Origin of the sequence: Alicyclobacillus acidocaldarius subsp. acidocaldarius Tc-4-1 (assembly GCF_000219875.1) — a bacterium.
GTDB lineage: Bacteria > Bacillota > Bacilli > Alicyclobacillales > Alicyclobacillaceae > Alicyclobacillus > Alicyclobacillus acidocaldarius_A.
Genome location: NC_017167.1, coordinates 2,943,085 through 2,960,681, shown reverse-complemented (window position 1 = coordinate 2,960,681; position 17,597 = coordinate 2,943,085). Strand labels below are relative to the sequence as shown.

18 protein-coding genes are annotated in these 17,597 nt (G+C 64.9%); 13 read left to right on the top strand and 5 right to left on the bottom strand.

The features are described from left to right. Positions 1–29: 29 nt before the first annotated feature. The gene (locus TC41_RS14545; protein WP_014465824.1) at positions 30–275 is read right to left on the bottom strand and encodes a hypothetical protein; all 246 of its coding nucleotides are present in this window, start codon (positions 273–275) and stop codon (positions 30–32) included. 140 nt (positions 276–415) lie between these two features. Next, the gene (locus TC41_RS14540; protein ID WP_014465823.1) at positions 416–1,165 is read right to left on the bottom strand and encodes a hypothetical protein; all 750 of its coding nucleotides are present in this window, start codon (positions 1,163–1,165) and stop codon (positions 416–418) included. Positions 1,166–1,308: 143 nt separating this feature from the next. Between TC41_RS14540 and TC41_RS14535 the strand changes: the two genes are divergently transcribed. After that, the gene (locus TC41_RS14535; protein ID WP_014465822.1) at positions 1,309–1,551 is read left to right on the top strand and encodes a hypothetical protein; all 243 of its coding nucleotides are present in this window, start codon (positions 1,309–1,311) and stop codon (positions 1,549–1,551) included. 54 nt (positions 1,552–1,605) lie between these two features. On the opposite strand, the gene TC41_RS14530 is transcribed toward TC41_RS14535, so the two are convergent. Both TC41_RS14530 and TC41_RS14525 read right to left on the bottom strand, forming a co-directional pair. Further along, complete coding sequence (locus tag TC41_RS14530) at positions 1,606–2,796, bottom strand: pyridoxal phosphate-dependent aminotransferase (RefSeq protein WP_041695532.1); 1,191 nt, start codon at positions 2,794–2,796, stop codon at positions 1,606–1,608. Between the two features lie 132 nt (positions 2,797–2,928). Next, positions 2,929–4,962, bottom strand: coding sequence for a transglycosylase domain-containing protein (locus TC41_RS14525; protein ID WP_041695531.1), 2,034 nt, complete (start codon positions 4,960–4,962; stop codon positions 2,929–2,931). A gap of 203 nt (positions 4,963–5,165) precedes the next feature. On the opposite strand from TC41_RS14525, the gene TC41_RS14520 reads away from it, so the two are divergent. The 5 genes from TC41_RS14520 (at position 5,166) to TC41_RS14500 (ending at position 10,328) form a co-directional block, all read left to right on the top strand. Then, entirely contained in the window at positions 5,166–6,149 is a 984-nt protein-coding gene (locus TC41_RS14520; protein WP_014465819.1) for an NADPH:quinone oxidoreductase family protein, read from the top strand. Positions 6,150–6,193: 44 nt separating this feature from the next. Next, positions 6,194–7,951, top strand: coding sequence for an acyl-CoA dehydrogenase family protein (locus TC41_RS14515; protein WP_014465818.1), 1,758 nt, complete (start codon positions 6,194–6,196; stop codon positions 7,949–7,951). 198 nt (positions 7,952–8,149) lie between these two features. Beyond that, positions 8,150–8,989, top strand: a complete 840-nt coding sequence (gene speE, locus TC41_RS14510; protein WP_014465817.1) for a polyamine aminopropyltransferase — start codon at positions 8,150–8,152, stop codon at positions 8,987–8,989. Further along, positions 8,986–9,873: an agmatinase gene (speB, locus tag TC41_RS14505; protein WP_014465816.1), complete on the top strand. Its 888-nt coding sequence runs from the start codon at positions 8,986–8,988 to the stop codon at positions 9,871–9,873. The genes speE and speB overlap by 4 nt, the downstream gene beginning before the upstream one ends. A gap of 17 nt (positions 9,874–9,890) precedes the next feature. Next, positions 9,891–10,328, top strand: a complete 438-nt coding sequence (locus tag TC41_RS14500) for a DUF1934 domain-containing protein (protein WP_237699971.1) — start codon at positions 9,891–9,893, stop codon at positions 10,326–10,328. Here the strand turns inward: TC41_RS14500 and TC41_RS14495 are convergent. Beyond that, positions 10,307–11,140 (bottom strand): glycosyltransferase family 2 protein, encoded by an 834-nt coding sequence (locus TC41_RS14495; RefSeq protein ID WP_014465814.1) that lies wholly within the window; start codon positions 11,138–11,140, stop codon positions 10,307–10,309. The genes TC41_RS14500 and TC41_RS14495 overlap by 22 nt on opposite strands. An 82-nt stretch (positions 11,141–11,222) precedes the next feature. Here TC41_RS14495 and pxpB point away from each other — a divergent pair, with 82 nt between their 5' ends. The 7 genes from pxpB to TC41_RS14460 all read left to right on the top strand — a co-directional run bounded on the left by pxpB (position 11,223) and on the right by TC41_RS14460 (position 17,504). Further along, positions 11,223–11,942, top strand: coding sequence for a 5-oxoprolinase subunit PxpB (pxpB, locus tag TC41_RS14490; protein WP_041695960.1), 720 nt, complete (start codon positions 11,223–11,225; stop codon positions 11,940–11,942). Continuing rightward, the gene (locus TC41_RS14485) at positions 11,917–12,954 is read left to right on the top strand and encodes a 5-oxoprolinase subunit C family protein (RefSeq protein WP_014465812.1); all 1,038 of its coding nucleotides are present in this window, start codon (positions 11,917–11,919) and stop codon (positions 12,952–12,954) included. The genes pxpB and TC41_RS14485 overlap by 26 nt, the downstream gene beginning before the upstream one ends. A 2-nt stretch (positions 12,955–12,956) precedes the next feature. Beyond that, complete coding sequence (locus TC41_RS14480; RefSeq protein WP_041695529.1) at positions 12,957–13,712, top strand: LamB/YcsF family protein; 756 nt, start codon at positions 12,957–12,959, stop codon at positions 13,710–13,712. Between the two features lie 37 nt (positions 13,713–13,749). Continuing rightward, positions 13,750–14,535: an enoyl-CoA hydratase/isomerase family protein gene (locus tag TC41_RS14475; RefSeq protein WP_014465810.1), complete on the top strand. Its 786-nt coding sequence runs from the start codon at positions 13,750–13,752 to the stop codon at positions 14,533–14,535. A 300-nt stretch (positions 14,536–14,835) separates the two neighbouring features. Continuing rightward, positions 14,836–15,336: a DNA-directed RNA polymerase subunit delta gene (gene rpoE, locus TC41_RS14470; RefSeq protein WP_237699970.1), complete on the top strand. Its 501-nt coding sequence runs from the start codon at positions 14,836–14,838 to the stop codon at positions 15,334–15,336. Between the two features lie 90 nt (positions 15,337–15,426). Beyond that, the gene (locus tag TC41_RS14465; RefSeq protein ID WP_014465808.1) at positions 15,427–17,043 is read left to right on the top strand and encodes a CTP synthase; all 1,617 of its coding nucleotides are present in this window, start codon (positions 15,427–15,429) and stop codon (positions 17,041–17,043) included. Between the two features lie 83 nt (positions 17,044–17,126). Continuing rightward, the gene (locus TC41_RS14460) at positions 17,127–17,504 is read left to right on the top strand and encodes a response regulator (RefSeq protein ID WP_014465807.1); all 378 of its coding nucleotides are present in this window, start codon (positions 17,127–17,129) and stop codon (positions 17,502–17,504) included. Positions 17,505–17,597 lie beyond the last annotated feature (93 nt).

Here is a 17,597-nt window from a genome sequence, read left to right as displayed (position 1 = left end):
ACGTCTGCGGCTCGTTTAATTGGGGCGGCTCATGGCCGGCCTGCGCGCGAGTCCGAAGCCGGCTCGTCTCGAATACCGACGAGCTGCGGAAACGCGCGGTAGATGGAGCGGCGGTTCACGAGCCACAACAGGGCCACCATCCAGGCGTGATCGCGCACGCGAATCCAAAGCGGGCCCGGGCCTGGGAAAAAGAGAAGATACACGGTCAGGGCGATGTTCACGGCAAAACTGAAGTACCTCGTGAACCAGGAGGTCCACCGGTTGCGCACGGCCATAACGCCTCCCCGAACGGCTTCATCCTGTCTCCATTGTACCGCAGAGGCATGCGTGTGGGATGATTCGGACATGCGCGAATTTCGTGAAGAGGAACAAGAAGCCGCCCGGGTGAATGGCCAGGCGGCTTGTGACGCGGGGTTCAGTTGGTCGCGCGACCGCCGTCCGTCCCGGTGGCGGGCCTTGTCGGAGGCGGCACAGGCGCGGGCGGCGGTCCATAATACGGATACGGTGGCGGCGCTCCGTACATCGGCTGCGGCGCTGCGTACGGCTGCATGGGTGCGGCGTACGGCGCGTAGGCCGGCGGCGCATACGCGGGCCCTGGCGCCTGTTGGGCTTGGGGCGGCTGCTGCATGGGCGCCGCATTGGGTGCGCTCGGCTGGGACTGCGCGCTTTGCGCAGATCCGGCCGTCTCATGCGCCGATGCGCTCTCGCCGCTGTTGCCGCTGTTGCCGCCCGATCCCTTGAGGAATCCCTCGGCCAGGGGCGATGACAAGAGCGCGGCGAGAATGTTGGTGAAATCTTCGGTCGTCAAGTTGCGGCCCTTGAACTTGATCAGCTTGTCGAGCACGCCGCTCTCCTTCAGGGCCCCGGTCGTCACGTAGAAGGTATCCAGCATCTTGTCGGCCTGCTGGAGATAGTTCAGCCAGTTTTTCACCATGTTTCGCAGGTTACCGACCGTCTTCAGCGTGTCCTGCATGTTCTTGGGCGTCAGGAGCTGTGAAGGGGCAGGCGCCTTGCTGCCTGCCTTCGACTGTGCGGGGGCGCTGTTCCGCCCGCCGGATCGCGCGGCGGCTCTTCGCGTTCCCCGCCCATTCGCAGGGCGCGACGCCTGCGCCTTCGCGAGCGCGACGCCGGGGATGCGCTCGGCCTTCTGGGGCTTGGCATTCATCACAGTCCACCTCGCTTCCCCAGCCTGCTCCTAAAGCGTATGACAATCGCCTGAGGGCCGTGCGGGGCATGCGCCCAAGTGGCATAGGCTCGGCGGCTTCGGAGGACAATACGCTTGTTGGCGGACAGCGAGGAGGGGAGCGGATGACGTACAGGCGCGACTTGTACGCCAAGTACGGCGGGGTGCACTTCGTGCAACTAGCCCCTGCGCAGGACATCAATCAATTGGTGCGATCCCTGCCGGAGGACAAGCGCGACAGTCTCTTCGAAGTGTTGCAGGCGTTGCACAACGCGGGCCTCATCGAGGTACAAGAAGATCACCAAATCCTCGATGCGCATGGGGAGATCCATCCCGCGCATCCGGGCGCCTCGAGTGAACCGCAGTGAGGCCGACACAAGCGGAGGGCCCCGAAGCGCCGGGGCCCTCGCGTCATGGGCAACTTAATTCGTGAGCTTGCTGTGAAATTCGCGCATGCGATTCACGGCTTCGATCACGTCCTCATCGCGCACCGCATACGAGAAGCGGACGTAGCCCGGCGCACCGAACGCCTCGCCAGGCACGCTCGCGACGAGCGCGTGCTCCAGTAACAGCTCGCAGTAGTCGGCGCTCGATTCGATGGCCTGGCCCTCATAGCGGCGTCCGAAAACGCCGCGGATATCGGGGAACGCGTAAAACGCGCCTTCGGGCATGAGGCAGCGCACGCCCTCGAGGCTGTTGAGCCCCGCCACGAGCGAATCACGTCGGCGGCGGAACACGTCGATCACGCCTGGATCGAAGTGCGCAAGCGCCGTTTCGCCCGCAATCTGCGACATGGTCGCCGGGCTGCCCGTGGAGTGGCTTTGGAAGCTCGCCATGGCCTTGGCGAGATCGAGCGGCGCGGCCACGTAGCCGAGGCGCCACCCCGTCATCGCGAACGCCTTCGAAAAGCCGTTCACGACGAGGGCGCGATCGTACAAATCGGGGCAGACGGCCACGAGGCTGACGTGATGCACGCCGTAGACCAGGCGCTCGTAAATCTCGTCGAGGACGACGTAGATGTCGTGCTGGCGGAGGACTTCGCCGAGCGCTTTCAACTCTTCCTCGTGGTACACGGACCCGGTGGGGTTGCACGGGTTGTTCAGCAGGACCGCCTTCGTGCGCGGCGTGATGGCCGCAGTGAGTTGGTCTGGCGTGAGCTTGAACCCCGTCTCGGGCCCACATTCGATCACGACGGGCTTTCCGCCCGCCACGCGGATCTGCTCCGGATACGAGGTCCAGTACGGCGCGGGGAGAATCACCTCGTCCCCTTCGTCGAGGATGGTCACGAAGATGTTGTACAGCGTGTGTTTCGCGCCGTTCGAGACCACGATTTGCTCCGGCGCGTAGTGAAGGCCGTTTTCGACCTGAAGCTTATGCGCGATGGCCTTGCGCAGGGCCAGTGTGCCTGCGGCCTCGGTGTAGCGGGTCTGCCCGTTGGTGATGGCGCGGATGCCCGCGAAGGCGGCGGGGACCGGTGTTTGAAAGTCCGGTTCGCCGACGCTCATGTTGATCACCGGCTGGCCCTTGGCGATGAGTTGCTTGGTCTTGCTGTCGACGCTCATGGTCGCCGACGGCCGGATGGTTCTGACTCGTCTCGACAGACGCTCTTCCACTCGTTCACGCCCCCATGGATTACTCTCCGCCATTGTACCACAGGCCGCGGTCGACTTGTCGCAAGATTCCGCGCCGGAGCGTGCGTTGCCCGCGCTCGAGCGGCATCGCGGAACGCGTTGGCCATAGCGGGGCTAGAAGAGCCGCCGCAGCCAGTTCCACCATCGGCTCGGCGCGGGTTCGGGCACGACCGGAGGCCGATGAAGCGGGCACGTGGCCGTGGGGGCGGTTCCAGGCAGGAAGTAGTCTGTCTCCGCGGCGCCGCACTGCGGCGTAGCGAGTGCGCCGGACAGCGGGTCGATCCGGACGGCCTCGAGATCGGACGGCGGCGTGTACCACGGCCCGGGCAGGTGCGCCTGCGCCGTCCCCATGAACTTCCCCCAGATAGGCGCAGCGAGGTGAGACTCCTGCACCGTGAGCGGCCGGCCCGAGTCGTAACCCACCCACACCGCGACCACCAGCCGGGGCGTGTAACCCACCATCCAGGCGTCTGTATCCGTTGTCCCGGTCTTCGCCGCGGCCGGGGCGTGCAGGTACGGCCGAGCGCCATATCCCGTTCCGCCGGGTGCTAGCACGCTTTGCATGAGATCGGTCATCTGAAACGCGAGCTCAGGCGAGATCACGCGGGCCTTCTCGAGCGGATGGACCGTGCGGCCGTACGGCGTGTCGACGGATTCGACGGTGTGTGGCGTGACCCTGTAGCCGCCGTTGGCGAAGGCCGCGTAGGCTGCGGCCAATTCCACCGGGGTGACGGGAAACACGCCGAGGGCAAGGGAGGGATAAGGCTTCATCTCCTCTTGAATCCCGAGCTTCTTGGCGAAATCCACGACGTTTTGGGCTCCGATGGCGAGCTCCGTCTGCACGGCGTACACGTTGTCTGACCGGGCGATGGCTTCCCGCAGCGTGAGTGGGCGGCCGGCGTAGATGTCGCCGTAGTCGTGTACCGTGTACTCGTCCTTGGGAGACGGGCCGTAGATGAACGTGGTAAGCTTGGAGTCCACCTCGCGCGCGGGCGTCCAACCGCGCATGAGCGCAGCACCGTAGACGAACGCCTTGAACGTCGATCCCGGCTGCCGCTTGCCGAGCGCGCGGTTGTACGGGCTCTCGCGGTAGTCTCGGCCGCCGACCAGCGCGCGGATGGCGCCGGTTTGCGGATCCAGGGCGACGAGCGCGGCTTGGAGCTCGCTCCCCTTTGGCAGCGTCGACTGAATGGCGCGCTCCGCCGCCTTTTGCAGCAGCGGATCCAGCGTCGTGTGAATGCGGACGTAGCCCGCGTCGAGATCGCCGTCCGTGAGCCGGGCCATGCGCTTGGCCTCGTGGAACGCCACGTCGGTGAAGTACGGCGCCTGAAGCGTGGGCGGCTGGTGGCGCGCGATGTGCAAGGGCTCGGCGTACGCGGCGTCGGCCTCGGCCTGGGTGATGTAACCCGTCTGCACCATGCGCTCCAGCACCACCTTTTGGCGAGCCTTGGCGCGCTCGGGGTGATCGAGCGGCGAGTACAGCGTCGGGCCCTTGGGCAGGCCGGCGAGCAGGGCGCTCTCGGCGAGATCGAGCGATTGAACGGGTTTGCCAAAGTAGAGTTCGCTTGCCGCGGGGGCCCCGTACGCGCCGTGCCCGTAGTAGACGACGTTGAGGTATCGGTCCAGAATCCAGTCCTTCGGCTCGTGCAACTCGAGCTGCAGGGCGAGCATGGCTTCGCGCAGCTTGCGGCCGAGCGTGCGATCCTGGGTGAGGTACAGGTTTTTCGCGAGTTGCTGCGTGATGGTGGAGCCGCCCTGGACGATCTCGCCATGGCGCACGTTCACCGCCACGGCGCGGAGCGTGGAGCGCACGCTGATGGCGTGATCGCGGTAGAAATTGGCGTCTTCCGTGGCAAGCGTGGCCTGGACGAGCCAGCGAGGGAAGGCGCCGAGCGGCAGGATGGAGCGCGCTTGTCCGGCTGGGGACCAGAGCGCGATGGGGCGGCCGTCCGCGCTCGTCAGCTCGGTCGGCGCGGTGTCTGCGGTCGACGGAAGAGGAAGCAGTTTGAGGCTCACGAGCACGAGCGAAGTGCCGATGAATCCGGCGCCAAACGCGGCGCCAAAGGCCATGCCGGCGACTCGGGCGAAGGAACGCCGTGCGCGGCGCGGAATCGGGGAATCGGCGTCAGAAAGGAACGGTTTCGGCATGGCTCGCGACCTCCGGACACGTCATGAAGATGGGCATATCGGTAGTGTGGACAGGGTCAAGAAAAATATGCCAAGTCCCGTATGCGTGAAAGCGGATGCTTGCGACAGAGAGTGAGGTCACGTACACTTGAAGAGAGAGGAGAGGGGTCGTTCGTTTGTTTCTTTTTTGAACTTTCGTTTCACATTCGAAAGGAGGAGGAGCCGTGAAAGCGTGGGTCGTGCGAGAATTGGGGCACCACCGCGATGTGCTGCGCCTTGAAGAGATTCCTAATCCCGCGATGCAGCCCGCGAGCGCGCGCATCCGCGTCGAAGCGGCGGCGCTCAACTTTCTGGACCTGCTGGTCTGCCAGGGGCAGTATCAGGAGAAGCCGCCTCTGCCCTTCACGCCCGGCGTCGAGGTGTGCGGGGTGATCGAGGAGGTGGCACCGGGCTCGGCGTTTCAGGCGGGCGATCGCGTCATTGCCCTGCCGCAGCTGCCGCACGGCGGCCTGGCGGAGCAGGTGGTGGTGCCGCTCGCGCAGGTGCACCGCGTGCCTGAGGGAGCGACTCCGGCGGAGGCCGCCGCGATGTTTGTCACCTATCACACGGCGTATTACGCGCTCCATCGCCTGGCGCGGATCCAAGCCGGCGAGGTCTTGTTGGTGCATGCGGGTGCGGGCGGGGTCGGATCGGCGGCGATTCAACTCGGCAAAGCCGCAGGCGCGCGCGTCATCGCGACGGCGGGCGGGCCGGAAAAGGTGGAGACGTGCCGCCAGCTTGGCGCGGACGAGGCCGTCGACTACCGCAGCGGAGATTTTGTGGATGCGGTGAAAGCGTTCACATCAGGCCGCGGCGCGGACGTGATCTTCGATCCGGTGGGCGGAGACGTGTTCGACCAGTCGCGCAGGTGCATCGCGTTCGAGGGGCGGCTGATCGTCATTGGGTTTGCGAGCGGGCGCATCCCGCAGGCACCCATGAACCACGCGCTCGTCAAGAACTACAGCCTCGTGGGTGTGCACTGGGGGCTGTTTCACCGCCTGTATCCGGACGTGGTCCGGGAGATGCACGAGGAGCTCATCCAGCTTTATGAGGCGGGGCGCATTCGTCCGCTGGTGCGGCATGTGTACCCCTTTGAGGACGTGATTTCCGCGATGGACGCGCTCGGCGGGCGGCAGACGGTCGGCAAGGTCATCGTGTCCGTGTCGTGATATCCAGGGCAATTCGCGCCGCGATCGAGAAGGGAGATTCGACGATGGAACAGGTTCAGGTGCCAGGCGGGGAATTTTTGGTGCACTCGGCCGATCCGGCGGACGTCTACACGCCGGAGGAGTTTACCGAAGAGCACCGCATGATTCGGAAAACCGCGCGCGACTTCGTGGAGCGGGAGGTCTGGCCTCAACAGGATGCTATCGAGGCCGAGGATTTCGACCTCGTGGTCCAGCTTTTGAAGCGGGCGGGCGATCTCGGCCTTCTCGCGCACAGCGTGCCGGAGGCGTACGGGGGCCTTGGGCTCGACAAGATTTCCATGGGCATCGTGGGCGAGGTGGTCGGCATGACGGGTGCGTACGGTGTGGCGCACTCCAACCACACCTGCATCGCGACGCTGCCCATCACGTACTTCGCCAGTGAGGCCGTTAAGCAGCGCGTGCTGCCGAAGATGGCGAGCGGGGAATATCTCGGCGCCTACTGCCTGACCGAGCCCACGGCCGGATCGGACGCGCTCGCGGCGAAGACGGTGGCGCGGCTCCGTGAAGACGGCACGCACTACCTCATTTCGGGAACGAAACAGTTCATCACGAACGCGGGGTTTGCGGACACGTTCGTCGTGTACGCGAAGATCGATGGCGAACATTTTACCGCGTTCCTCGTGGAGAAATCGTTCCCGGGCATTTCCCTGGGGCCCGAGGAAAAGAAGATGGGGATTCACGGATCGTCCACGCGCCAGGTGATCTTCGACGAGTGCCCGGTGCCGGCGGAAAACGTGATTGGCGAAGTGGGCCGAGGGCACGCGGTGGCGCTTGGCGTGTTGAATCTCGGCCGGTTCAATCTGGGCGCGGGCAACGTGGGCGGTGCGAAGCGGGCGCTGGCGGTGGCGGCGCGCTACGCGGCGGAACGGCGCCAGTTCGGCCGGGCCATCGCCGAGTTTCCCTCGACACAGGCGAAGCTCGCGTCCGTGGCGGCGCGGATTTACGCGGCCGAATCGCTCGTCTACCGAACCGCGGCGATGCTCGAAGATGCGCTGGCGCCGCTCTACGGCGACCTGCCAACGCGCGAGAAGGAAGCGCGGCTGCGCGAGCACGCCATCGAGTGTGCCATCTGCAAGGTGCACGGTTCCGAGACGCTGTGGAAGGCCGCCGACGAGGCGGTGCAGATCCACGGTGGATACGGCTACATTCGCGAATATCACGTCGAGCGGATGCTCCGCGACGCGCGCATTCAGCGCATCTTCGAGGGAACAAACGAGATCAACCGACTGCTTATCCCGACGCACTTCCTGCGCCGCGTGAGCCGTCAACCCGAGATGGTCTCCCGCTTGTCCGCGGCGGTGGACGCGCTGGGCAAGCCGCTGCAGGTGGGCGGTGGCCAGACGGCCCACGAGCGCGCGGCCATCGAGCAGATGCGCGCGCTGTACCTCGCCGGCTGCGCCCTGGTGGCGGATCGGTTCGCGGGCAGGCTCGACGCAGAACAAGAGGTCGCGATGCATTTGGCCGATCTCGCCATTTCGCTCTACGCCGCGGAGAGCGCGCTGGCGCGCGCGGAAAAGGCGGCGTCTGGGGCACAGGCCGAGGTGCATGCCGCGCTGGCCAGCGTCGCGGTGGACGACGAGATCCAGGCGGCGGTACAGGCTGCGGTCGCGCTCTTCGCCGCCATTGGCAATCACGCGGGTGTGCGGGAGCGGGCGCTCGACGCCATCCGCAATCTCACGGGACTGCGCGATCCGGACGGGATCGCGAAACGGCGCAAGTTGGCGCGCACAGTGGTGGAACAAGGCGGGTATCCCATCGATTGAATGGGTGATAGGTCCCGGTGGTCGAGGCAGCCCTGCGGCAGGGCTGCCTCGTTCGCGCATTGGGGGGCAGACAGGGGCTCTCATGGATCAGCGCGCCCGTGACCCGCCACTCCAACTGGATTCGCTGAGTCGAATTGGGTACGCTTGTCCTCGGGCCTTTTTGGCGAGTTTGATATAATACCGCCCGAGAAAGGATGGATGAGCGTGGCACAGACCAATCTGTGGTTTACCGAGCTTCAGAACGACAACCTGACGATTGGCTTGCGGATAGAGAAGACCATTCACAGCGAGAAGACGGAGTACCAACAGCTCGACGTGTACAAGACGGTCCAGTACGGCAATCTGCTCGTGCTCGACGGCTGCATCATGACGACGGACAAGGACGAGTTTGTGTACCACGAGATGCTAGCGCACGTGCCGCTCAACACGCATCCGAATCCGAAGAGCGTGCTTGTCGTGGGCGGAGGCGACGGCGGCATCATCCGCGAGGTCATCAAGCACCCGTCCGTCGAGCGCGCGGTGCTCGCCGAGATCGACGGGCGCGTGGTGGAGGCATCCAAGAAATACTTCCCGCACATTGCCTCGGGCCTCTCGGATCCGCGCGTCGACGTGCAGATTGTGGACGGCATCCGCTACGTGGAGGAGCATCCGAACGAGTTCGACGTCATCCTCATCGATTCCACGGATCCGGTGGGGCCAGCGGTCGGGCTCTTCCAGCGCCCGTTCTATGAGTCCGTGTTCCGAGCGCTGAAGGAGGACGGACTCATGGCGGCGCAGACCGAGTCGCCGTTCATCAACCAGGACCTCATCCGCCAGGTGTACGGCGACGTGCGGGCGACGTTCCCCATCGTGAAGCTGTACCTCGCGTACGTGCCCACGTATCCGACGGGCATGTGGAGCTTCACGCTCGGCAGCAAGAAGTATCGCCCGCAAGACGTCCGCGAGGTGCGGGTGCACGACACGAAGTATTACAACCGCGACATCCACCACGCGTCGCTCGTCCTGCCGAACTTTGTGAAGGAGCTCGTCGGCGAATGACGTTCTCGTTTGATGTGGAGAAGCCTTTTCCGCTCGCCTACAGCGGCAATGTGTTCATCGGCGCCACGGAGGATTTCGCCGCCGCCAAGGCGGTCATCTACGGCATGCCCATGGACTGGACCGTGTCGTTTCGGGCCGGGGCGCGCTTAGGTCCCGCTCGCATCCGCGAAGTGAGCCTCGGGCTCGAGGAGTACAGCCCGTATCTCGATCGCGACCTGAGCGAGATCGCCTATTTTGACGCGGGGGACATTCCGCTTCCGTTCGGCAATCCGGAGGAGAGCCTGGAACGTATCTATCAGTACGTGTCGGCGCTCTACGCCGCGGACAAGCTGCCGATAGGCCTCGGCGGTGAGCACCTGGTCTCGTGGGGATCCATCCGCGCGGCGGCGGAGCGCTACCCGGATCTGCGCGTCATCCACATCGACGCACACACCGATCTGCGCGATCACTACGAGGGCGAACCGCTCTCTCACGCCACCGTCATTAAGAAGGTGTGCGATCTCATCGGGCCGGATCGCGTGTACCAGTTCGGCATCCGCAGCGGCACGCGCGAGGAGTTCCGCTGGGCGCGCGAGCACACTCACTTCGCGCCGTTTGAGCTCGCCGAACCGCTCCTCGCCGTGCTGCCGGAGTTGCACGGGAAGCCGGTGTACATCACCTGGGACATCGACGTGTTCGATCCGGCCACGGCTCCGGGCACGGGCACGGCGGAGCACGGCGGCATCTTTGCGCCCGAGGCGTTCCGCGCCATCACGTACATGAAGGCTCTGCGCGTCGTCGGCTTCGATCTCGTCGAGGTGGCGCCTCAGATCGATCCGACGGAGCAGACGCAGATCCTCGCGGCGAAAATCGTGCGCGAGGCCCTGCTCGCGTTTGTGCGGTGAGGCCCGTGAGGGCTTGGTTGGAACCGCAGGAAGGCGTGTCCTGGGGCTGCCACGTTACCTGGCGCCGGCGCGCGCGCATGAATGAAGGCGGGCGGGCGCGGTATCAAACCACCCGCGGCGAGGCAAAGGACGCCCGTTGGCTTCAGACCAAGGGTGGCCACCTTCTCTCGTTCCAGGACGGCGAGGCGACGTACGCCGTGCGCATGGAGCGCGATCGCGTCCTCATGGTGCGCCGCGGCGAGGTTTCGCTCACGCAGGTCTTCGCCGCCGGCAAATCGCAGGACCTCGTCCTTCACGCCTACGGGAAGGAGCTGCCGGTCCGCGCCGAGACGCGGTCCGTCGAGGTGTCGGTGGGCGAGGCAGGCGGCCGAGCGCACGTGTTGTTCGACCTGATCTACGCAGACCGCGTGGAGCAGTCGGTCGATCTCGTCTTTCAGTGGGTCCGCCGATCTTGAGCGCCGGCGGACGTGCGAGGGACGAGATCGGCTACGTCCAGCCATCCCTCCGGATGCGTTGCCCACACAATCTCGTACGGATCTCCCCATTCGCGCATGATCCGCTCGTACATCGCCTTCTTGATGGCGTTGAGTCGCGCCCGCTCCTCGGGCCGCGTGAGATTCGCCGCGTGCAGGCGGACGTGGTACAGCAGGCGATCCACGTGCAGGAATCGGCCGATGGCGGCGAGCTTGAGGAGGATGAGCTTGTCCTCGTAGAAGCGGCCTTGGCCGTGCGGGTCGCGCTCAAAACCTCCGACGCGCAGGACGGCCTCCGTGCGGTAAAAGCGCGGAACGAGATACGGCCCGTAGCGAAAGAAGTCGAACTTGTCCGAAAATGGACGTCCGCGCAGGACGTGATCGCGCACCAGGCGGCCGCGGTCCTCTCGCCAGTGCTGCGCGTTGGCCGACGCCAGCACCGCATCTGCGGGTCCTGCGTCCATGGCGGCCATCAAGTCGGCGAGGGCCGTCGGCGCGAGCCAGTCGTCGCTGTCTAGAGTCACGAAGTACGGCGTACGCACGTGCGGCAGGGCCGCCTGCAGCGCGTTGCCCAGCCCCACGTTTTCGCCGAGCGCCAGCACGCGCACGCGAGGGTCCGAAAGGTAGCGCCGGGCAATTGCGAGCGAGTCGTCCGCCGAGCCATCGTCGACCACGAGCAATTCCCACGCCGGCATGGTCTGGGCGAACACGCTGGCGATGGCCAGCGGCAGTTCGCGCGCACGGTTGTACACGGCGAGCACCACGGTCACGCGCGGCTCTCCCCCGCTCTGCATGGCCAACCTCCTTTGCGCGGAACAAGGCGCGAAGATTCGATACAATGAGTGTAAATCATCGCGGAAGGCGTGGGAATCGGCCGTGATCGAAGACAATGTGCGACTGGAGTTCATGGGCGATCAGGCGCTTCTCCTGCGCTTGCCGGAGGACGTTCCTATCGAGACGGGCGAGGCGCTCGACAGGCTTCTGTCTTTGCGAGCGGCGCTTTTGCGAGAGCTCGAAGGCGCAGATGGAATTGAAGACATCACCATCGGCTACCGATCCGTCGCAGTTTACGCGCGCTTCGAAGACGTGGCACCCGAAGACTTGCTGGCGCGCGCCCGCCGCGCGATTCAGGGGTCAGGGGGCGCGCCCGTGGCTTCGACGAGGCCGGGCGCTGTCGTCACGCTGCCCGTGGTCTACGGCGGTCCCTCCGGCCCGGACCTCGACGAGGTGGCTGAACGCGCCGGACTTTCGCCGCAGGACGTGATCCGGCTGCACCAGGAGGCGGTCTACCGCGTGGCCATGATCGGCTTTGCGCCGGGGTTCGCCTATCTCATCGGCTTGCCGGAACCGCTCCACGTGCCGCGCCGCGAGACGCCCCGAAGCCGGGTGGAACGGGGATCGGTCGGGATTGCGGGCTTTCAGACGGGAGTGTATTCGTTCGCGACGCCTGGGGGTTGGCAGATCATCGGCCGCACGCCGGTCGCGCTGTTCGACGTGCGCCGTCCTTCGCCGAGCCTTCTTGCGCCAGGCGATGAGGTGCGGTTTCAAGCGGTGACGGAGGAGGAATACCATGACCGCTTTGGCGCGTACACATGAGCCAGGTATCGCGCGCGTGCGCGTGTTGGCGCCGGGGCTCTTTACGACCATACAGGACGGCGGGCGCCCGCATCACCGCCACCTGGGTGTGCCGCTTGGGGGTGCACTCGACGTGTTGTCGTTCCGCGCGGCCAACCGTCTAGTGGGAAATGGCGAGGACGTCGCGGTGATCGAGGTGACTGGCGCGGGTCCGAAGCTGCTCTTTGAGGCGCCGGCCGCCGTGGCGCTCTGTGGAGCGGACTTCCTGGCGTATGTGGATGGCGAGCCACTGCCCGTGCAGCGCCCGGTCTGGCTCGGAGGCGGCGCGATACTCGAGATTCGACAGGTGCGGCGCGGTTTTCGCGGCTATTTGGCCATCCGCGGCGGCTTTCTCGCGGAAGAGGCGCTCGGCAGCAGGAGCGCGCTGCCCCGCTACGGTGTTGGCAAGGTCCTCGCTGCGGGAGACGAGTTGGCCTATCAGTCTGGGGCTGCGACGCCGCCCTCGGGTTTCCGCGCCATTGCTCCCCGCGCGGCCGTCGCGCCGTTCCAGGTCGGCGAGTGGCTGGATCAGATCGAGGACGAGATCGTCATCCTGCGCGTGGTGCGCGGCGAGCAGGCGGATTGGTTCGACGAAGGTGCGCGGCGGGCTTTCTTCGACCGCACGTGGCGGGTGGCGCCACGGTCGGATCGCATGGGGCTCAGGCTTCACGGCGAGCCGCTTCGCGCGCCCACCCGTCAGCTCGCGAGCGAGCCCGTCGTGCCGGGCAGCGTCCAGGTGCCGCCGGACGGCCTCCCCATTGTGCTCATGCGGGAGTGCCAGACCACGGGCGGTTATCCCAAGTTTGCGACGGTCATCTCGGCCGATCTCGACAAATTGGCGCATCTTCGACCAGGAAGTTCGGTGCGCTTTGTGGAAGTGAGTTTCGAGGAAGCCTTCAGGCTGCGGCGCGTGCATGACCGACTTGCCCGCGTGTGGCTCCGGTGCGTCGCGGAGCGGGCACAGCAGGCGTGGGGCAGCGAAGGAGGGGACTGAGCGTGGCTTGTGTGGATCTCAACGCGGATCTCGGCGAGGACTTCGGCGCTTACCGCCTGGCGAACGACGGCGAAATTCTGGCCTATGTGACGTCCGCGAACCTCGCGTGCGGCATGCATGCGGGCGATCCCGTCGTCATGGCGCGATCGGTCGCCCTGGCCAAAGCGCGGGGCGTGGCCGTCGGCGCGCATCCGGGCTACCCGGATCTGCAGGGGTTCGGTCGACGGGAGATGGCGCTTGACGAGGACGAGATTTACGCGTTCGTGTTGTATCAACTGGGCGCGCTCGCCGCGTTCGCCCGGTCCCAGGGCGTCCGCCTTCACCACGTGAAGCCGCACGGCGCCCTCTACAACCGCGCCGCGGTGGATCGCGCCGTCGCGCGGGCCGTCTGCCGGGCCGTCGCCGAGTTCGATCCGTCGCTCAAAGTGTACGCCCCCTACCGCAGCGAGCTCGCGGCGCAGGCGGAGGCCGTGGGGCTTTGTGCCTGTTGCGAAGTGTTCGCGGACAGGCGGTACGAGGCGGACGGCCAGTTGACGCCGAGACGGCACCCGGACGCGGTGATCCGCGATCTCGACGAGGCCTGCGAGCAGGTGCTGACGATGGTGCGCGAAGGGCGTGTTCGGTCGCGGACAGGTGAGTGGGTTGAGGTGGCGGCGGACACCGTCTGCCTTCACGGCGATGGCCCGCACGCCGTAGAGCTCGCCAAGGCGCTACACGAGCGGTTGACCGGCGCGGGCGTTCAAATCCGGCCGGCGTGATGCCGCTCGTGCGCGAGTCGCAGCTTAAACGAATGGAGTGAGGGATTTGACAGAGACGTTCACCACGTATCGCGTGGAGGATCATGTGGCGGTTTTGACGCTCAATCGCCCGCAGGCTTTGAACGCGCTTTCCCGAGAAGTGTTGTCCGAAATCGGAGCACATCTAGCGATGTTGGATCTCCAGGACGTCCGCGTTCTCGTCATTCGCGGCGAGGGCCGAGTGTTCTGCGCGGGCGCGGACATCGGCCAGATGCAGCACATGAGCGCCGTGGAGGCGGAGAGCATGGCGCGCCTGGGGCAGCGCGTGTTCCAGGCCATCGAACAGCTGCCCATTCCCGTCGTGGCGCTGATTCACGGCGGGGCGTTTGGCGGGGGACTTGAGCTCGCGCTCGCGTGCGACTTTCGGATTGCGGCCGCGGGGGCCGTCGTCGGGCTGCCCGAGGTGACGCTCGGGGTCAACCCGAGTTTCGGCGGGACGTATCGGTTGCCGCGCGCCATCGGGTTTGCGCGCGCGCTCTCGATGATGCTTCTCGGGGAGCGGATCCCGGTCGAGAAGGCGTTGGAGTACGGGCTCGTGAACGAAGTGGTGGCGCCTGACGAGCTCCAGGCGAGGGGCATGGATCTCGCGAGGAAACTGGCGAGCCAGTCGAGCGCCGCCATGGCGGCCATCAAGCGGTCGGCTCACCACGGATTTGGGCAGGATTCGGCACGCGCGCAGGCGTACGAGGCGGCGCAGTTCGGCCTGTGCTTTGCCTCGGGGGACGCGCGCGAGGGGATGGCGGCGTTCAAGGAGAAGCGCCAGGCCAGGTTCCACGAGGACTGAGCCGTGCGTGTCGGAGATATGGTGAGCTGGCTCGCCAGCACGACGAGCCAACTCGGTTGAGCATGTCGGTCGGCGCTGGTTGCGCACATGCGCGACTGGCGCCCTTCGCTTTTTGCGGTTTCAATGCCGCAAAAATGTCGTTTGGACTCTTTGCGTCATGTGCTAAACTTAGATAACATGTAAGCCGGTCATTCGAGCTGTGTTCATGGGTCGAAGTTGGCCACCGGCCTATCCCGAGCTGGAAGGGAAGATTCCAAGATGGCCATCTCATTGGCACGAACGGAACACGAGATACAGGAAATGCCTCTCGTGGAGCTCGTGTACGAGATCTTGAAAGCTCGAAAAGAGCCCATGTACTTCCGCGATATCATGAAGGAAATCCAGGAACTTCGCCACATGACCGACGAGCAGGTGGCGGAGGTCATTGCGCGGGTATTCACAGAGATCAACGTCGATGGCCGGTTCGTCTGTATTGGTCACAATGTGTGGGGGTTGAATCGTTGGTATCCGACGGATCGCAACGCCGAGCGCCTGTCCGGTGGGAAGAAGTTCATCCGCAAGACGGGTGACGCGTTTGGCGATGAGGAGGACGACGAAGAAGAGTACGAGGAGGAGGACGTCCTCGAGGACGACGAGCTCGACTACGGCGAGGTCGAGGCGATGGACGAGGAGCCCGACTTCGACGACGTCGAGGTCGTGGAAGACGAGGACGAGATCCTCCCAGAAGACGAATACGACGATGCGCCGCTGTTCGACGAAGACGAGGAAGTCGAGGAAGACGAGGAAGACGAGGAGGACTAAAGTCTTCCGCGCCTTTCAGACGCGTTCTGGACCTTCCGGAACGCGGTTTTTGTGTGCTTAGGTCGCGCGTTTGGCAGGGAGGACAGAGTCATGACGGCGAAGTACATCTTCGTGACGGGGGGCGTGGTGTCTGGCCTTGGTAAGGGCATCACCGCCGCGAGTTTGGGCCGCCTCTTGAAGAACCGCGGGCTCAACGTCACTATCCAGAAGTTTGATCCCTACATCAACGTCGATCCGGGGACCATGAGCCCCTATCAGCATGGGGAAGTGTTCGTCACCGAAGATGGCGCGGAGACGGACCTCGATCTCGGCCACTACGAGCGCTTCATCGATAACGATCTCAGCCAGGACAACAACGTCACCAGCGGGCGGATTTATTGGTCGGTCATCCAAAAGGAGCGGCGCGGCGACTACCTCGGCGCGACGGTTCAGGTCATTCCACACGTGACGAACGAGATCAAGGAGCGCGTGATGCAAGCCGCGAAGCCGGACACCGACATTGTCATCACGGAAATCGGCGGCACGGTCGGCGACATCGAGAGCCAGCCGTTTCTTGAGGCCATCCGCGAGATGAAAAACGAGGTCGGGCGCAACAACGTGCTGTACATCCACGTCACGCTCATCCCGTACCTGCGGATGACGAGTGAGGTGAAGACGAAACCGACGCAGCACAGCGTCGCGACGCTGCGCAGCATCGGCATCAGTCCCAACATTATCGTGTGCCGCACCGAAGTTCCTCTCTCGCAGGAAGTGAAGCGCAAGATTGCACTCTTCTGTGACACGGACGAGGACAGCGTGATTGAGGCGAGCGACGCCGAGGTGCTGTACGAGGTGCCGCTCCGGCTGCGAGACGAGGGGCTGGACGAAATTGTACTCCGGCACTTCGGCATCTCGGCCCCGCCCGCGGACATGCGCGAGTGGGAGGCCATGGTGGAGCGGATCAAGAATCTGCACCGAGACGTCGAGATCGCCGTGGTCGGCAAGTACGTGGCCCTGCCGGACGCGTACGCGAGCGTCGTGGCTGCGCTCCAGCATGGAGGTTTCGAGAACGACGCCCGCGTGCACATCCGCTGGGTCAATTCGGAGGACGTCACTGACAAGAACGTGGACAAGCTACTTGACGGCGTCGACGGTATTCTCGTCCCGGGTGGATTTGGCGATCGCGGCATCGACGGCAAGATTGTCGCCTGTCGCTATGCTCGCGAGCGGAACATCCCGTACTTCGGCATCTGTCTCGGGATGCAGATTGCGGTCATCGAGTACGCGCGGCACGTCGCCGGGCTCACGGGCGCGCACACGAGCGAGATCGATCCGCGCACGCCCTATCCCGTGATCGATTTGCTGCCGGAGCAGAAGGAAATTGAGGACAAGGGGGGCACGATGCGTCTCGGCGCGTATCCGTGCCGACTGAAGCCGGGTTCGCGCGCGCATCGGGCGTACGGTTCGGATCTCATCTCCGAGCGCCATCGGCACCGCTACGAGTTCAACAACGACTTCCGGGACCAATTGGAAGCGCACGGTTTGGCCATTACGGGCACTTCGCCGGACGGCCGGCTCGTCGAGATTGTCGAGATTCCCGAGCACCGGTGGTTTGTCGGCGTGCAGTTTCACCCTGAGTTCAAGTCGAGGCCGAACCGCGCGCATGCGCTCTTCCGAGACTTCGTGGCGGCGAGCCTTGACTACAGGCGCCATCGCGCTCATTTCTGACCCTACCCGGTCAAGAGACAGGAATTTCGATCCTGTCCGGCGAAGATCCTCGAGACGAGTTGAGCTAGCGAAGAGGTGGGGGCATGGCATACAAGGTGCTCGTGGTCGACGATCAATTCGGGATCCGCGTATTGCTGCACGAAGTCCTGCAGCGGGAAGGATACGAGGTGTTTCAGGCTTCGAACGGGCCGAGCGCCCTTAGCATCGTCGAACGTGAGCAGCCCGATCTCGTCCTTTTGGACATGAAGATACCTGGAATGGATGGGTTGGAAATCCTGCGGAATCTGCGCAAACTGGGCGTTGACGCAAAGGTCATCATGATGACGGCGTACGGCGAACTGGATCTGATTCACGAGGCGATGGAGATGGGCGCGGTGGCTCACTTCACCAAGCCGTTTGACATTGATGAGCTGCGGCGCGCGGTGCGTGAGCACCTTGGAGCGCGCGCCCAGGCCGAGTGAAGGATGCCCGAGCCGAGCGAAACGTGAGTTTGCGCGCCGAAAGCATGGTATCATAGAAGTGGTACGCGGGTCGCCCGCGAGCCCTCAGGTGAG

Coding starts and splice junctions, on each gene's coding strand:
- speE (WP_014465817.1), top strand. CDS start 8,150: ATGAGCGTGGCACAGACCAATCTGTGGTTTACCGAGCTTCAGAACGAC.
- TC41_RS14465 (WP_014465808.1), top strand. CDS start 15,427: ATGACGGCGAAGTACATCTTCGTGACGGGGGGCGTGGTGTCTGGCCTT.
- TC41_RS14540 (WP_014465823.1), bottom strand. CDS start 1,165: ATGAATGCCAAGCCCCAGAAGGCCGAGCGCATCCCCGGCGTCGCGCTC.
- rpoE (WP_237699970.1), top strand. CDS start 14,836: ATGCCTCTCGTGGAGCTCGTGTACGAGATCTTGAAAGCTCGAAAAGAG.
- TC41_RS14535 (WP_014465822.1), top strand. CDS start 1,309: ATGACGTACAGGCGCGACTTGTACGCCAAGTACGGCGGGGTGCACTTC.
- TC41_RS14525 (WP_041695531.1), bottom strand. CDS start 4,962: ATGCCGAAACCGTTCCTTTCTGACGCCGATTCCCCGATTCCGCGCCGC.
- TC41_RS14545 (WP_014465824.1), bottom strand. CDS start 275: ATGGCCGTGCGCAACCGGTGGACCTCCTGGTTCACGAGGTACTTCAGT.
- TC41_RS14495 (WP_014465814.1), bottom strand. CDS start 11,140: ATGCAGAGCGGGGGAGAGCCGCGCGTGACCGTGGTGCTCGCCGTGTAC.
- speB (WP_014465816.1), top strand. CDS start 8,986: ATGACGTTCTCGTTTGATGTGGAGAAGCCTTTTCCGCTCGCCTACAGC.
- TC41_RS14515 (WP_014465818.1), top strand. CDS start 6,194: ATGGAACAGGTTCAGGTGCCAGGCGGGGAATTTTTGGTGCACTCGGCC.
- TC41_RS14460 (WP_014465807.1), top strand. CDS start 17,127: ATGGCATACAAGGTGCTCGTGGTCGACGATCAATTCGGGATCCGCGTA.
- TC41_RS14485 (WP_014465812.1), top strand. CDS start 11,917: ATGACCGCTTTGGCGCGTACACATGAGCCAGGTATCGCGCGCGTGCGC.